15 protein-coding genes are annotated in these 16,162 nt (G+C 47.9%); 10 read left to right on the top strand and 5 right to left on the bottom strand.

Translation table 11 applies throughout. The features are described from left to right. Positions 1-110: 110 nt before the first annotated feature. Genes ACT6PV_RS02630 through ACT6PV_RS02620 form a run of 3 tightly spaced genes read left to right on the top strand, consistent with a single transcriptional unit; the run spans position 111 to position 4,887 of the window. The gene (locus ACT6PV_RS02630; RefSeq protein WP_445114948.1) at positions 111-1,469 is read left to right on the top strand and encodes an efflux RND transporter periplasmic adaptor subunit; all 1,359 of its coding nucleotides are present in this window, start codon (positions 111-113) and stop codon (positions 1,467-1,469) included. Positions 1,470-1,472: 3 nt separating this feature from the next. Next, positions 1,473-3,452: a MacB family efflux pump subunit gene (locus tag ACT6PV_RS02625; protein WP_445114947.1), complete on the top strand. Its 1,980-nt coding sequence runs from the start codon at positions 1,473-1,475 to the stop codon at positions 3,450-3,452. Between the two features lie 10 nt (positions 3,453-3,462). Then, positions 3,463-4,887, top strand: coding sequence for an efflux transporter outer membrane subunit (locus tag ACT6PV_RS02620; protein ID WP_445114946.1), 1,425 nt, complete (start codon positions 3,463-3,465; stop codon positions 4,885-4,887). Between the two features lie 155 nt (positions 4,888-5,042). On the opposite strand, the gene ACT6PV_RS02615 is transcribed toward ACT6PV_RS02620, so the two are convergent. The 4 genes from ACT6PV_RS02615 to ACT6PV_RS02600 form a co-directional block, all read right to left on the bottom strand. Beyond that, positions 5,043-5,933: a hypothetical protein gene (locus ACT6PV_RS02615; RefSeq protein ID WP_445114945.1), complete on the bottom strand. Its 891-nt coding sequence runs from the start codon at positions 5,931-5,933 to the stop codon at positions 5,043-5,045. Beyond that, a complete protein-coding gene (locus ACT6PV_RS02610) occupies positions 5,930-6,997 on the bottom strand; it encodes a GNAT family N-acetyltransferase (RefSeq protein ID WP_445114944.1) in 1,068 nt (355 codons plus the stop codon). Before ACT6PV_RS02610 ends, ACT6PV_RS02615 begins: the two co-directional genes overlap by 4 nt. Before the next feature lie 8 nt (positions 6,998-7,005). After that, a complete protein-coding gene (locus ACT6PV_RS02605; protein ID WP_445114943.1) occupies positions 7,006-8,445 on the bottom strand; it encodes an aspartate aminotransferase family protein in 1,440 nt (479 codons plus the stop codon). A gap of 94 nt (positions 8,446-8,539) precedes the next feature. Continuing rightward, positions 8,540-9,328 (bottom strand): MipA/OmpV family protein, encoded by a 789-nt coding sequence (locus ACT6PV_RS02600; RefSeq protein WP_445114942.1) that lies wholly within the window; start codon positions 9,326-9,328, stop codon positions 8,540-8,542. A 505-nt stretch (positions 9,329-9,833) separates the two neighbouring features. Between ACT6PV_RS02600 and ACT6PV_RS02595 the strand changes: the two genes are divergently transcribed. The 6 genes from ACT6PV_RS02595 (at position 9,834) to ACT6PV_RS02570 (ending at position 14,785) form a co-directional block, all read left to right on the top strand. Then, complete coding sequence (locus ACT6PV_RS02595) at positions 9,834-10,553, top strand: MtnX-like HAD-IB family phosphatase (protein WP_445114941.1); 720 nt, start codon at positions 9,834-9,836, stop codon at positions 10,551-10,553. Then, positions 10,550-11,440 carry an alpha/beta hydrolase gene (locus tag ACT6PV_RS02590; protein ID WP_445117004.1) on the top strand — a complete coding sequence of 297 codons (891 nt, stop codon included), beginning with the start codon at positions 10,550-10,552 and terminating at the stop codon, positions 11,438-11,440. Before ACT6PV_RS02595 ends, ACT6PV_RS02590 begins: the two co-directional genes overlap by 4 nt. Further along, positions 11,437-11,796, top strand: a complete 360-nt coding sequence (locus ACT6PV_RS02585; protein ID WP_445114940.1) for an EamA family transporter — start codon at positions 11,437-11,439, stop codon at positions 11,794-11,796. Before ACT6PV_RS02590 ends, ACT6PV_RS02585 begins: the two co-directional genes overlap by 4 nt. Then, positions 11,793-12,194 (top strand): DMT family transporter, encoded by a 402-nt coding sequence (locus ACT6PV_RS02580; protein ID WP_445114939.1) that lies wholly within the window; start codon positions 11,793-11,795, stop codon positions 12,192-12,194. Before ACT6PV_RS02585 ends, ACT6PV_RS02580 begins: the two co-directional genes overlap by 4 nt. 500 nt (positions 12,195-12,694) lie before the next feature. Beyond that, on the top strand, positions 12,695-13,663 hold the full coding sequence (locus ACT6PV_RS02575) for a formylglycine-generating enzyme family protein (RefSeq protein WP_445114938.1): 969 nt from the start codon (positions 12,695-12,697) through the stop codon (positions 13,661-13,663). Positions 13,664-13,810: 147 nt separating this feature from the next. Next, the gene (locus ACT6PV_RS02570) at positions 13,811-14,785 is read left to right on the top strand and encodes a formylglycine-generating enzyme family protein (RefSeq protein WP_445114937.1); all 975 of its coding nucleotides are present in this window, start codon (positions 13,811-13,813) and stop codon (positions 14,783-14,785) included. 27 nt (positions 14,786-14,812) lie between these two features. Here the strand turns inward: ACT6PV_RS02570 and ACT6PV_RS02565 are convergent, their stop codons facing one another. After that, a complete protein-coding gene (locus ACT6PV_RS02565) occupies positions 14,813-15,055 on the bottom strand; it encodes a hypothetical protein (protein WP_445114936.1) in 243 nt (80 codons plus the stop codon). Between the two features lie 128 nt (positions 15,056-15,183). On the opposite strand from ACT6PV_RS02565, the gene ACT6PV_RS02560 reads away from it, so the two are divergent. Beyond that, the gene (locus ACT6PV_RS02560; RefSeq protein WP_445114935.1) at positions 15,184-16,155 is read left to right on the top strand and encodes a formylglycine-generating enzyme family protein; all 972 of its coding nucleotides are present in this window, start codon (positions 15,184-15,186) and stop codon (positions 16,153-16,155) included. Positions 16,156-16,162 lie beyond the last annotated feature (7 nt).

Raw genomic sequence — 16,162 nt, 5'->3', positions numbered from 1 at the left:
CTTCACACAAAACTGTTATTGCTGTTTGTTAAAACAAAATTCACGCTTTATCCTTAATTAAACTCTATAATTTCAGCAATTTTTGAATTCAGCTCAGACGTTTAACCACTATGCCAAAAATAAAACTCTCCAGAGCCATCCTGATCACGATCTGTGTTGCGATCATCGCAGCCATCGCCTGGGCCATGCTCAAACCGAAGAATGACCAGCCACAATACATTACTGCAACCGTAGCACGTGGTGATATTGAAGATTCCGTCATGGCCACCGGTGACCTTGAAGCCACCAAAATGGTCAGTGTCGGCGCCCAGGTTTCCGGTCAGGTCAAAAAAATGTACGTCCGACTGGGTGACCAGGTCAAACAGGGGCAACTGATTGCCCAGATTGATTCGGTACGTCAGCAGAATGATCTGAAAGCCGCGGAAGCCAATATTAAAAACCTGCAGGCACAACTTGCAGTCAGAGATGCCAACCTGGCCAAAGTCGACGCAGAATACAAGCGCCAGCAGGCCATGTATACACAGGATGCCACCTCACGTGCTGAGTTTGAATCTGCACTGGCCAGCTACAAAACTGCCCAGGCAGATATTGCAGCCATCAATGCTCAGATTGAACAATCCCGTCTAACCCTGGCCACAGCGAAGGAAGATGTGGGTTATACCCAGATTGTTGCGCCGATGGATGGGACCGTGGTGGCGATTGTCACCGAAGAAGGTCAGACCGTAAACGCCAACCAGACTGCTCCAACCATTGTCAAACTGGCCAGGCTGGACACCATGACCATTAAAGCCCGGATTTCTGAAGCAGATGTCATGAGGGTTCAGGAAGGTCAGCAGGTTTATTTCACCACACTGGGCGACAGTGAAAAGAAACGCTATGCCAGCCTGCGTCAGGTTGAACCTGCCCCGGAATCCATCAATACTGAATCCAGCGGCAGTAATTCCAGCTCATCTTCATCCACCAGTACCGCCATTTATTATAATGCGCTGTTTGATGTACCCAATGATGATGGCAAACTGCGTATTGATATGACTGCACAGGTTTACATTATTCTGGCTGAGGCAAAAAATGCCCTGACCATTCCTGCGTCGGCCATACAGGCGCCGAATCGTCCACAGCGCGCTGAAAATGGTGCAAATCCTGCACAGAAGCCCGGCGGCGGTAAAAATGGAGAAAATCGGAAACGTCAGCGTCAGACAGACAACCCGGAAAACACTGAACGGCCACAACCCCTGCAACTGACTGCAGATGAAAAAAATCTGATCAGCCAGGACAAAGCCTCTGTGGCCATGGTCCGGGTTTTACAGCCAGACGGAACTGCAAAGCGTCAGCAGGTACTGATCGGCCTGAACAATCGGGTGGTTGCACAGGTTTTACGTGGCGTGCAGCAGGGTGAGAAAGTCATTATTGCAGACAGCTCAGATACATCAAACGATGCTGCAAAACGCAGCCGCGGCATGGGATTCTAAAACATGGATCAGCAGAATCAGCCTCTGCTTGAGGTCAGTCATCTGATCCGTGAGTTCCCTGCCGGGGAAAGTACCGTTCAGATTCTGAAAAGCATTGATTTAAAAATTTATGCGGGTGAACTGGTGGCCATTGTCGGTCAGTCCGGTTCCGGTAAATCCACGCTCATGAATATTCTCGGCTGCCTGGATAAACCCACGTCCGGCAGTTATCAGGTCAATGGCCGTGAAACCCGTCAGCTGGAACCCGATGAACTGGCACAATTGCGCCGTGAATATTTTGGTTTTATTTTTCAGCGCTATCATCTGCTGGGCGATTTAAGCGCTGCCGGAAACGTTGAGGTCCCGGCTATTTATGCCGGAGTTGATTCAACCGCCCGCCATCAACGGGCAACTGAATTGCTGACCGAACTCGGACTGGCGGATAAAACGGCCAATCGTCCCAGTCAGCTGTCCGGTGGTCAGCAACAGCGTGTTTCCATTGCCCGTGCCTTAATGAACGGCGGTGACGTCATTCTTGCCGATGAACCCACCGGCGCACTGGACAAGAACAGTGGCGTGGAAGTCATGCGCATTCTGCGTGAACTGAATGCCAGGGGACATACCATCATCCTGGTTACACACGATATGAACGTCGCAAAAAATGCGACCCGTATTATTGAAATCAGTGACGGTAAGATCATTTCTGATACGCCCAATACGCCTGTCACCGACCATGATATTGACCCGGCCCTTGAAGCAGAAGAACCCAGGAAGCAGAAAAAAGCCGCAGCGTGGCGTTCTGCGCTGGACCGCTTTGCTGAGGCCTTCCACATGGCATTGCTGGCAATGAATGCACACCGTATGCGTACTTTCCTGACCATGCTCGGGATTATCATCGGTATTGCATCGGTAGTGTCCATTGTCGCCCTGGGCAACGGCTCAAAAGCACAGATCCTGGACAACATCAAAGGGCTGGGAACCAATACCATTACCGTGTATCAGGGCCGTGGCTTTGGTGACAACTCCAGAACAGCCCAGACCAAAACCCTGATTCCGGCCGATGCCGAAGCACTGGCTGAACAGCCCTATGTCGATGGCGTCAGCCCTTCCGTCAACTCCAGTGTCACAGGTCGCTACAAAGACACCGAGGCCTCGGTCAGTGTCAATGGCGTCGGCACTGACTTTTTCTATGTCAGGGGCATCAGCTTTGCCTCCGGTCAGCCTTTCAGCAAACAGAGTGTTACTCAGCTGGCTCAGGATGTCGTGATTGATGCCAACACCCGGGACACCTTTTTTGCCGATGGCAGTGACCCATTGGGCAAAGTCATTTTGCTGGGCAGTGTGCCCAGCCGGGTGATTGGAGTATTGACCGAGGAAAAAGGCATGATGGCCTCAGACAGCCTGAACGCCTATCTACCCTACTCCACAGTGATGAGCCGGATGCTGGGCCAGGCCAATGTCCGGAATATTGTGATCCGGATTAAGGACGGCTACCCGACCAATGCGGCGGAGAACGCCATTCTGTCGTTGCTTGAACAACGTCATGGCGCCCAGGATGTCTTTACCCAGAACTCCGACAGCATCCGTCAGTCCATTGAACAGACCACAGCCACCATGACCCTGCTGGTGTCTGCCATTGCCGTTATTTCGCTGGTGGTCGGCGGAATCGGTGTCATGAATATCATGCTGGTTTCCGTAACGGAACGCACCCAGGAAATCGGGGTGCGTATGGCCGTCGGTGCACGGCAAAGCGATATCCTGCAACAGTTCCTGATTGAATCGATCCTGGTCTGTCTACTGGGTGGGGTCATGGGGGTGCTGCTCGCGCTGGGCCTGGGCATCATTGTTGATTATGTAGCAAAAGGCATGTTCCAGATGGCCTATTCAACCACCTCCATTATTGCGGCATTTATTTGTTCAACCCTGATTGGCGTTGTGTTTGGTTTCATTCCTGCACGTAATGCAGCACAGCTTGATCCCGTTGATGCCCTCTCCCGAGAATAAGGAAAATCATATGCAGTTTAATTTAACCCGACTGGCAGGCACCTTCATTCTGGGAAGTTCATTGGTCGGATGTGCGGCCGTTGTCAAAACGCCGTATCAGTCACCCGCGGTTCAGATTCCCGCAACGTTTGCCCATGAACAGCCACAGGGAAAATCACTTCAGACTGAACTGTATGCTGACCAATGGTGGACATTATTTGCTGATGCTCAGTTAAATCAGCTGGTCAATCAGGTCCTGAACAGCAATACCGACCTGGTCGTTGCAGGCATCAACCTGCAACAGGCCCGTCTGAAAGCAGGCCTGGCCCGCAGCCAGCAGGGCGTCCGCATTGGTGATGCGTCATTGTCCACCGGGCATCAGTTTGAACTGGATGGCGGCAATGACTCATCCACCGGCTACCGCATTGGTTATCCGCAACTCAGTTATGAAATTGATCTGTTCGGCAAACTTGCCCGTCAGACGGAAGCGGCAAAATGGGAAGCCCTGGCCACCGAACAGGATTTACAGGCCACCGGGCAAAGCCTGATTGCAACAACAGCCAGTCTTTACTGGCAACTGGGTTATCTGAATGAACGCTATGCCACAGTTCAGCAGAATCTGGCATCAACACAGAAAACCTATGAACTGGTCCGTTCCCAGTATCGTGCCGGCGCGGTTTCAGGACTGGACTTAACCCAGGCAGAACAGGCAGTACAAAGTCAGCAGGCCAGTCTGAGCCAGATTGAACAACAGCGTGTGGAAACGCGCACGGCGCTGGCGGTACTGTTACATCTGCCTGTCCAGCAGCTCAACATACAGGAACCGCAGACCTTGCCACAGGCCCGGTTACCGGCCATTGCTGCCGGTCTGCCTGCTGACATTCTGGCGCGCCGCCCGGATCTGCGTGCTGCCGAATTGCGCTTGCGTGAAAGCCTGGCCAATAATGATGCCACCAGAGCCAGTTATTATCCATCTTTCAGTCTGACCGGGAATTTAAGCACCGGCAGCATCGGCTCCAGCACTTCCCTGTCCGATGCACTGAAAAATCCAATTGCAACACTCGGCGCAGGCCTGACCCTGCCCTTTCTGCAATACAATGACATGAAGAAAAATCTGAAAATCAGTGCACTGGACTATGAAAAAGCCATTGTCCAGTACCGTCAGACTCTGTACCAGGCGTTTGCCGATGTGGAAAATGCGCTGTCCAGCCGGACTGAACTGGATCGGCAGGTTACCCTGCAGCAAAAGAACCTTGAGCTGGCAGAGAAAGCCGAACGTCTGACCAATGTCCGCTATCGCAACGGGGCCATTGCCTTAAGAAATCTGCTGGATGCCCAGGAAACCACACGCAATGCCCGTCTGTCACTGGTGCAGACCCGACAGAGTCAATACGACGCTTATGTCACGTTGTTGCAGTCGCTCGGCGGTTCACCGCTAAAAAACATTCCCGACTAACCAGGCATAAGCACTGCGGTGCCTGCACTGTGATTTCAGTATGCAGCATACATCAAATGCCGGCCGGATCCTTTCAGCGCAGAAAGCCGGCCATGCTGATCTGACCACCAGACAGGATGATTTTATTCTGTTGTTTAATGCAGATGGTTAAATATTTACAGCCAGGCTGAATCCATGGCTGCCATTAAACGCAGATTCAACTGCTGCTGGTCCTTTTGCCAGCATTCGATCTCACGCTGTGAGGGTTCCTGCTGACCATCCAGACCTGTTAAAAATCGTTTCAGCCAATTTTTATACTGATATGCAGAAACATCCCCGGTAATATCAGCAGCAATCAGGCGTCCCCGACAGGCCTGTATCAAATCCTGTAAATGACTTTCCAGTAAATGCCCCTGATCCCAGTTGGTCACGACCACATCCCGGGACAGTACATCCTTGTCAATGGACAGATAAACAGGGGCATCCATACCGGCAATTTCCGCGCGGAACGCAGTCAGCAGCTCATCTGCATGATCACAACCATGCCATGCATTTCTCGCGCCGATAACACGTGTCCATGCCGCATTCTGCTGAACACTCCAATAGTGCAATTTTCCCTGACGCAGCGGGGACCAGTGATTTTCCCAGGCATGCGCCAGGCCAATATCACCAGAGCTGATCCCAATTACATCTATACGGGCAACCTGTTCCAGCCGGCTTGCCCAGTACACCCATGAACCGCAGTGTATGCCCAGCGGATAACGCATATTATCCGGGTGGTTATCACAGACAATCAGATGAATCGGTTGTGTTGCCGCCCGGGTTTCCAGTAACAGCTGCGTCACATGATGATAGTCACCGCTGCCCATACACACACAGCCCAACTGACTGGACTGCGGTAAATGACCGGCAAGATAGTTTTGCAATTGTCTGAATTCAGACCATTGACAACCAAAACGAATCATTTCCTGCCATTCGGCCAGGTCAATATTGAGTGCGTTTTCAGGCTTTCCAGCGGAATCATCGAAATTTAATAGCACATGCTGTCTGGAGTAAACTGAGCTCATGACTTCAATTCCTGCTGTTGATGCCAGTGGTGATCTGCTTCAAAAACAGAACGCAGCCGGGTCAGAATAAAACGTAAAACCGGCGAACGGATCCACACCAGATGACGGGTAAATGTAAATTCAGCGCCAAGCTGCGCCTTGACCTCAGGGTCTGTCCAACCGGCGATATAAAACTTCATGCCCCTGACCCGGGCATACTCCAGGTTGACGAACCAGCTGATAAAGTACAGGTTATGATCAGTGGCCAGTGGATAATTGAACCCGATATATTTATCCACCAGATTACCCCGATATTCATAACAGAGATTAAAGCCGGCCAGCGCCGTACCGACCCAATAGAACAATACCGTTCCACCACTGTCGCCATCCTGTAGAATGGCCTGAAAAAACGCCGGGCTGAGCAGATCAAAGTGAATTTCACTCTGATGATAGACATTCAGATATAACCGATATAATTGTGCTGTAAATTCAGCATCCTGAAACTTTGCATGTCCTGTCGCCAGGATTTCAACATCGATTTCATTTAAACTTTTCAGCTTGCGCTTTAAGTTCTTACGGCGGCTCTTCGAAAGCCTGGATAAATAATCTTCCCGATTTTCAAAATCTATTGGTACATAGGCCAGTGCCTGCCCTTCCACAGATAAAAACCCATTCTTTTCAGCGGATTTAATCAACTCCTGGCTATAGTTGTTTTCCATCTCACTGATGAACGGTGAATTTAAAGGCAAATCCTTAATAATGGTCAGACGGGTCTTTTGAATATGCTGTTTCAGAAATTCAGTCATCTGCTGTGCCGACAGCTGAGCTGAAAGCAGCGTATATTCGGTCACCGTGGTCCCGACAAAACAGGTCTGCAGATGCAGCATGTTCTGCCAGTGCCGATAACCGGGTAATGCCTTAATTTTCTGATGCAGCGCCACATCCAGTGTGGTCAGTAAATTAAACCGGGTATAAAAAAAAGCTAAAAAATTATCCGGTTCATGAACCTGAAAGCCGGCTGGTGGATACTTTAAAAAAGCATCCACCAGTGCCTGAGGTTCCAGTTGATTCAGGTCAGTTTTCATGACTGAATCTACATTTCCCGTTTGGCACGTGTCATCAGCTGATCCAGCAGAACCATCGCCTGGTCAATTTCAGCACGGGAGATTTCCAGTGATGGTGCAAATGTGATGACATTTTTATAATACCCACCGACATCCAGCACCAGACCGCACTGCTGCCCCTGATATTCCAGAGTTCCCGACAGGCCGATATCCACCATTTTATCCAGTAGTTCCTTATTGGGACTAAAACCATCTGCCTGGCAGATTTCCGCACGCAGTGCCAACCCCAGGCCATCGACATCACCTATTTCCGGGTGGCGTTTTTGCAGATCTTTCAGACCATCCAGGAAATAAGCACCACTTTCCATAATCTGTTTTTCATAATCTTTTTCAGCCAGCATGTTCATGACTTCAAGACCGACTGCAGTACCCAATGGGTTTGAGGCAAAGGTTGAATGTGTGGAACCAACAGGAAATGTCACCGGATTAATCATTTCTTCTTTTGCCCAGATACCGGCCAGCGGGTTTAACCCATTGGTCAGTGCCTTACCGAAAGCCACCACATCAGGCTGAATGTCGAAATGTTCAAATGACCATAATTTACCTGTCCGGTAAAAGCCCATCTGAATTTCATCAACCACCAGTAAAATACCGTGATCATCCAGCACTTTTTTCAGACCCTTATAGAAGTTTTTCGGTGGAATAACATAACCACCTGTCCCCTGAATTGTCTCAATATAAAATGCAGCGAACTCACTTTCCCTGACTTTCGGATCCCAGACCCCGTGGTATTCATTTTCAAATAAACGCGCAAACTCAGCAATTAATTTGTCGGCGTATTCCTCCGGTGTCATCCCTTTGGGACGACGGAACGGATAGGGAAATGGAATAAACTGCGCTCTTTCACCAAAATGGCCATAACGGCGGCGATAACGATAGCTTGAGGTAATGGAAGATGCCGCCAGGGTCCGGCCATGATAGCCCCCTTCAAAAGCAAACATCCGGCTTTTACCTTTAGAGAAATTGCGGACCAGTTTCAGAGAGTCCTCAATAGCCTGTGAACCGCCCACATTATAATGCACCCGGCCCTGTATACCGGTTTTTTTCAGTATATCCTCAGCAATGGCTTTACTCAGCTCAATTTTGGTCGGATGTAAATACTGACTGGCAATCTGAGGCAGCTGGTGAATCTGACGAATCAGCGCCTGATCCAGCCGTGGGTTTTTATAACCGAAATTGACGGCTGAATACCACATCTGTAAATCAAGATACGGGATATTCTGATCATCAAAAATATAACTGCCCTCACAGTTGGTAAAAATTTTAGGCGGATTAACATAATGTACCGTATCGCCATGCGAACAGTATTTTGCCTCATCCTCCAGCAGCTGTGCCTCATCAAGCGGTGCTCTGTCAGGGAAATTCACCATCAGTGATGGTTCCTCAGTAAATTTATGACGATTATTCATATGTTTGTTTCCTTTGACCGGTAAATTTCAGTCTGTATGTTGCAATACAGGGATTGAGGGGAGAGAAATAAATACAATTCAATGGCGCCACCCTCTAAAAGGTGTAGCTGATACCAAAAGAAGGCGAAATATCTGTCCTTCGCCTGACCATGGGGCTTTTATATTGCTCATCTGATAAATAGCTCAGATCAACCGTACTGAATACGCTCAACTGTTTTGACACATGGTAACTGGTGGCAAAACTGGCGTAGGGATGAATGCTCTGCTTTGGCTGATAGTGTGCGATACCGCTTTGCAATGCCTCAGCATCACTGACACCAAAGTAATACTGGTTATATTTCGCATCATTCCACTGCAGTCCGAATTCCGGATAAAACGACCACTGACGATGATGCAATTCTGCAAGATACGATGCAGTAACCACTGTGCCCTTATTGCGGGATAACACATCCGTGCCCACACCGACCTTAAAGCCACCATAAGGGGTAATATGCAGATAGCTTGCACCGGACATGACGGACCACTTGCGTTTATTCAGTAAATGCAGTTCACCGGCCGGATCATAGGAATGACTGTCATAATACACATTGAGCGCCAGCTGATCCCGGCTGTTTTTAAGCAAATATAGACCGGCTTCATCCCCTTGAACGTAAACACGATTGTTATCGTAAAAAAATGTCGGTAAAACGCTCTGGTAACTTCCATGTCCTTTATACGGCTGGAAATCAACTGAATAATTAACGCCCACACTTAAAGCCGGTGATTGAGCACTCCCGGCATAAGCAGAAGCACAAAAAGCAAAACCCATACTGAGCATGGCTGTCTTTAGTGTTCTGAATGACTGGTTCAGCGTAGTGGCGCCTTTATCAATTGACCGAAGCATAATATTCAAAGTTAAGAGAGACTTTATAAAAATATATTTTTCGATCCTTATACCAATCTTAAGAGATAGTAAAAATAAATTTCATTTTGTGTGATTTTTACAATATATTGTTGATAACATGTTTCAACCGTGACAATTGGTAACCCTTACTCATACGAACTGAAAGCAACATTAAAATCAGCTTTAATCAACACTAGCATAAACAATAATAATCAATAATTTACACATAATCAGCCATAACATTGCTGCTACAGGGCAAGCACCTTCAAGCACAGCACTGCCTCTTTGACAACAGATAATGACTATGCTTCTTTGTGCTGAATCACAGCATTTTCCCCATAAATATTGCAATATTTTGTTACTTTATTTTCCGAAAATTCAGATTTATTCCCATTTTTTAAAATTAAATATGTCTGAATGATACCGCTTAAAGAAATTTTAAGATTCGCTGCTTAAGGTCAAAGCATTATTCCCTGTAAAACCTTTTAAATGTGAGAGGCCATTTATGTTCCTAATCAGTCAAAATTACCACACGGACGGTACTGTTCCCTGGCATATTTTATGTGATTTTGATGGGACGATCAGCCTGACGGACACCACGGATCAGCTACTTGAACATTTTGCACAACCGGGATGGCAGGAAATAGAGCAACAATGGTTACAGGGACACATCGGTTCAAAGCTGTGCCTGCAACAACAAATCGCACTGCTTGACATGTCTGTCAATGAACTGCATCAATGTCTGGATCGTATTGAAATTGACCCCGGGTTTATGGAACTGGTCAAAATCACCACACAATTTCAGATTCCCCTGACCATTGTCAGCGACGGCATGGACCTGGTGATCCGCCATATTTTAAAGAAACATCATCTGCAACACTTACCCGTAATCGCCAATCGACTGGTACAAACAGCGGAAAGAACATGGCAGCTTGAATTTCCCAATGAAAATGCAAACTGCATCAGCCAGAGCGGAACATGCAAATGTAAAGTTGCTCAGCAATACCCCCGGGAGCATATTATTTTAATTGGTGACGGGCGCTCGGACTTCTGCCTGGCCGCAGCTGCAGATTATGTTTTTGCCAAAAAAAGTTTAATACAGCATTGCCGGGAGCATCATATCCCCCATACTGCATTCAGCGGTTTTTCAGACATTTATCGCCCGCTGGCCAAATTATTACACAGTGATTTTGAACTGGATGATTCAGCCATGGTGATTACATAATGCAGGATCATTCATTTTTTTTAGCAGGAAATCGTACCGGGATTTTACTGATACACGGCCTGACAGGCACGCCAAACGAAATGCGCGGCATTGCAAGAACATTTCATCAGGCCGGCTACAGTGTCCATGGCGTACAGCTGGCAGGCCACTGTGGAGAGGTCAGCGATCTGGTACAGACCCGCTGGGAAGACTGGTTCAAAAGTGTCTGTGAGGCTGCCGAAAAATTAAAACAATATGTCGATGAGTTATTCGTTGCCGGGTTATCAATGGGTGCATTACTGGCTTTAAAATATGCTTCGACTTATCCTGTTGCCGGTGTCATCAGCTATAGCCCCACGTTCCAGTATGACGGCTGGAGTATTCCACAATGGTCAAAATTACTGGCCCCGATTGTCCTGCCTGTGGTGTATCATCTGAATATTTGCCGGGAATGCACGTTTAATGAGGCTGAGCCCTACGGCATAAAAAACAAGGCATTACGCTCACGTATTGTTCAGGCCATGAACAGCGGTGACAGCAGTGAAGCAGGCTTACCCGGTAACCCGTGGCATGCGCTGTACCAGTTACAGCGTTTATCACAGCATGTCCGCAAGTGTTTATATCGCATTACAGCCCCTACACTGGCATTGCATGCCCATGCTGACGATATTGCACACCGGCGCAATAGTCAGCTGATTTATGACCGGGTTCAGGGCCCCAGGCATCTGGTATGGCTATATCACAGTTATCATATGATTACCCTGGACAATGACCGCAAACAGGTTATTGAAGAATCCATTCACTTCATTCAGCATTATCAGCAGACTGACCACAAATCAAAGGTCCTGCCTGACAACCCTGCTGTCGCATTGAAAGACAGCCGGCACCAGCTCCGTATTCCCACATGAATACTTTAGTATTGAGTGTATGGGCGCTGACCATTGCAATTGACACCGTCGGACAGCTGGCCTTTAAGGCTGCTGCCTTTGAAAGCAGAACCAACCAGGGCCTGGCCCACTGGAAATTTATCGTGCAGCGTCCCTGGCTATGGCTGGGCATCATTTGCTATATAGTTGAGTTTGTGGTCTGGCTGGCCTTTTTATCCCTTGTTCCGCTGTCCATTGGTGTCATGCTGGGCTGTATAAATATCGTGGTGATCATGTTCGCAGGCCGGATGTTCTTTAAGGAAAAACTGACCCGCAACAGACTGGTGGGCATTGCTCTGATTGCATTGGGAGTAGCCATTGTGGGGATTGGGGCATGAGAAAATTTTACATTACCGGTTTTCTGATATTAATGGCTTTTGACACGCTGGCCCAGCTCAGTTTTAAACTGGCTTCCATCCATGCCATGCCATTGACTTTTGACTGGGCATGGCTGGTCCGGGTGTTTTCTCATCCGTGGATTTATGGTGCATTTATTGGTTATATCGGTGCTTTTTTTATCTGGCTGAATTTACTGAAACATGCTCCGATTGGTCCGGCTTTTGCCGCCTCACACCTTGAGTTGATCAGTGTAATGTTCATTTCTGTATGGTTGTTTAATGAGCCCCTGACACTGACCAAGGTCCTGGGCGCTGTTTTAATTTTTGCCGGGGTCTGCTTTCTGGCGAAGGATGAAGAAAGTAGCCAACAGCATGAGGTGGAGCCCCCCCCAGGCTGAGCGTAAAAATAACTGAATATATGGCGACATCGTTTTGAACACAAGTGAAAGGTCGAATGCCCCATACAGTTTTTTTGTCACCAATGGTTTTTCAGGGTTTATGTGACAGAAAGCTATTTATAGTATGGCTTGAGTATTTATTCCGGAATTTACCTGAGTCAGGGCATCTTTTGATCCTGAACAATCCATCCATTCATAAAGGCCGGTAAATAGAATAGCTTGCTGAAACGCATAATGTACAAATCGCCTATATTCCAGCATACAGCAAATCCCCTGAGAAAAATCCACAGGGTCCGGCCACAGGCACCCTGAAGGTGGTGCGAAGTTCCTATCCAACAGATGGTCAGTCCCTGCTGCAGTTGCGAACCGACAAGCATTCCCAGCCCCCACTTTATCTCCCCGCCACAGTCGTTTAGAATGGCTTAATTAAAATGACTTTTTACATCAAAAAAATATGTCATCACAACGATATTCCCAGCACAGGAGCATCAGACTTTAACATGGTCAAACAGCATATCGCCCTGATCCTGCTGGCCGGCGTCGCATTGGCCGCCTGCGCCAGAACTGCGGATACCGCACAGAAAACACCGTCCCCCGAACTGCAGCAGAAAATTCAGCAACTGGTGCAAAAAACTAAAAAAAATATGATTTTTGTCGAAGGCGGCTCCTTCATGATGGGCGATTTCGGACCCATCACCCGCAAGGATAAACTGCCGATTACCGGTCTGTATGCAGCCATGCCGGTACATAAAGTTACGCTGGACAGTTTCAGCCTGAACGCCTATAAGACCACCTTTGAAGATTTTGATATTTACAGCGAAGCCATCGGACTGCCCAAAATCAGTACCCAACAGGTTTCTAAATACTTTCGTCAACCCAATGCCCCGGCTGGGATCAGCTGGCAGCAGGCCCAGGACTACTGTCAGTGGCTGGGCCAGCAGGTCGGCATCCCCATGACCCTGCCCACCGAAGCCCAGTGGGAATATGCGGCAAGGAACCGTGGTCAGTATGTGATTTACCCCACTGACAATGGTGAATATGAACTGGGCCGTAATGTCTGGAGTGATGAACAGAGACGTGAAATTAAAAAATCTGTTGGTGTAGATATGCCAATACCTATCTTAGGAAAATTTCCTCCAACCCCATTGGGTTTTTATGACCTGGCTACTGATAGCTATGAATGGATGTCAGACTGGTTCGATCCGACCTATTATAAAAACTCCCCGGAACATAATCCACAGGGACCTGCCAGTGGCGAACTGAAATCAGTCCGCAGCAGCTATCAGGTCGGTGCGGCACAGAGTCTGCAATGGGGCGGCAGTGTCACCACCATTTACCGTCGTGGTGAAAATCCTCAACCTAAAATTCGTGAAGAAGATGTAAAATATCTTAACCCTAATGACGCAACAGCTGTTCGATGTGCCTCTAACGCAGCTCAGCCTTTTGTCAGCAGTACTGGCACTAAATAGTCACCCTTCACATACGGCATCAACTGGAGACCCTACTTTATCTCCCCGCTACAGTCGTTTAGAATGGCTTAATTCAACTGACTTTTTACATCAAAAAAAATATGTCATCACAACGATATTCCCAGCACAGGAGCATTAGACTTTAACATGATCAAACAGCATATCGCCCTGATCCTGCTGGCCGGCGTCGCATTGGCCGCCTGCGCCAGAACTGCGGATACCGCACAGAAAACACCGTCCCCCGAACTGCAGCAGAAAATTCAGCAACTGGTACAAAAAACTAAAAAAAATATGATTTTTGTCGAAGGCGGCTCCTTCATGATGGGCGATTTCGGACCCATCACCCGTAAGGACAAACTGCCGATTACCGGTCTGTATGCTGCCATGCCGGTACATAAAGTTACGCTGGACAGTTTCAGCCTGAATGCCTATAAAACCACCTTTGAAGACTTTGATATTTATACTGAAGCAACAGGACAACCCAAAGTCGGGATGCAAGAAATCTCTAAAATTAAACGTGTTCCTAATGCACCGGCTGGGATCAGTTGGCAACAGGCCCATGATTATTGTCAATGGTTAGGTGAACAAGTGGAGATTCCGATGAACCTTCCGACCGAAGCCCAGTGGGAATATGCAGCACGGAATCGTGGTGAATACATTATTTACCCAACTGATAATGGAGAGTACGAACTGGGCCGTAATGTCTGGAGTGATGAGCAAAGACGTGAATTTAGTAAATCTGTTCCAGAGGCTGATGGAATGAAAATCCCAGTTCTGGGTAAATTCCCGCCAACCCCATTGGGTTTCTATGATCTAGCCACTGATGGCTATGAATGGATGTCGGACTGGTTTGATCCAAACTATTATAAAGACTCACTTGAAAAGAATCCACAGGGCCCTGCAACAAGCACATTAAAATCTATTCGCAGTACCTTCCAAGTTGGTGCTGCCCAAAGTCTGCAAATCGGTGGAAGTGTCACCACAATCTACCGAGGTGGTAAAGAACCTAATCCACAATTTGATAAAGATGATCAAGAGAATCCACAATATATCAATATAAATGGCTCAACTTCAGCACGTTGTGCTTCAAACCATTCTCAACCATTTATCGAACAAAAATAAATCGCCCTCACTTAACATGGATGGCCATTAGGTGATCCATGTTTTAGTATCAGTTTCGGTATATCTTGTTATATCAAGTTCTTCAATCGGCTGTGGAGCCTGTGCCATAAACAGCTCTGGTTTTTGTAAGTGCTGGGCAATCTGCACCTGGCGGAACTCCTGGGTATTAAAGCTGGCAATTTTATAATCCTTAGGATAGGCCAGTATCCGCTGGCCACGCATCTGCAAATAGGCGTCAATATATGTATAGTCGCCCTTCACATACGGCATGTACTGGAGACCCCCGCTTTATCTCTCCGACACAGTCGTTTAGAATGGCTTAATTCAACTGACTTTTTACATCAAAAAAAATATGTCATCACAACGATATTCCCAGCACAGGAGCATTAGACTTTAACATGATCAAACAGCATATCGCCCTGATCCTGCTGGCCGGCGTCGCCCTGGCCGCCTGCGCCAGAACTGCAGATACCGCACAGAAAACTCCGTCTCCTGAACTGCAGCAGAAAATTCAGCAACTGGTACAAAAAACTAAAAAAAATATGATTTTTGTCGAAGGCGGCTCCTTCATGATGGGCGATTTCGGACCCATCACCCGCAAGGATAAACTGCCGATTACCGGTCTGTATGCAGCCATGCCGGTACATAAAGTTACGCTGGACAGTTTCAGCCTGAACGCCTATAAAACCACCTTTGAGGACTTCGATATCTATAGCGAAGCCATCGGACTGCCCAAAGTCGGTATGCAGGAAATCGCAAAAATATATAGACAGCCGAATGCCCCGGCTGGAATCAGCTGGCAGCAGGCTCAGGACTACTGCCAGTGGCTGGGCCAGCAGGTCGGTGTACCGATGAATCTGCCCACCGAAGCCCAATGGGAATATACAGCGAGAAATCGTGGTCAGTATATCATCTACCCCACCGACAATGGTGAATATGAACTGGGCCGTAATGTGTGGAGTGATGAACAGAGACGTGAGTTTAGTAAATCTGTGCCAGATGCAGAGGGACTTAAACTTCCCGTTCTGGGTAAATTCCCCCCCACCCCACTGGGTTTCTATGACATGGCCACGGACAATTATGAATGGATGTCGGATTGGTTTGATCCGACCTATTATAAAACTTCACCCGAACAGAATCCGCAGGGTCCGGCCACCGGCACACTGAAATCTGTGCGTAGTACTCGTCAGGTCGGTGCGGCACAGAGTCTGCAATGGGGCGGCAGCGTCACCACCATTTACAGGAAGGGAATGGAACCCAATCGACAGTTTGATAAGGATGATAAGGATGGTATTAAATACCTGAATCCCAATAGTGCAACTTCCGTGCGTTGCGCTTCCAATGCAGCTCAGCCCTTTTTAAACAAATAAGCAAATA

The sequence above is a fragment of the Acinetobacter sp. WZC-1 genome (assembly GCF_052544965.1).
The sequence above is the reverse complement of the archived record's forward strand: the minus strand, read 5'-3'. Positions and strand labels throughout refer to the sequence as shown.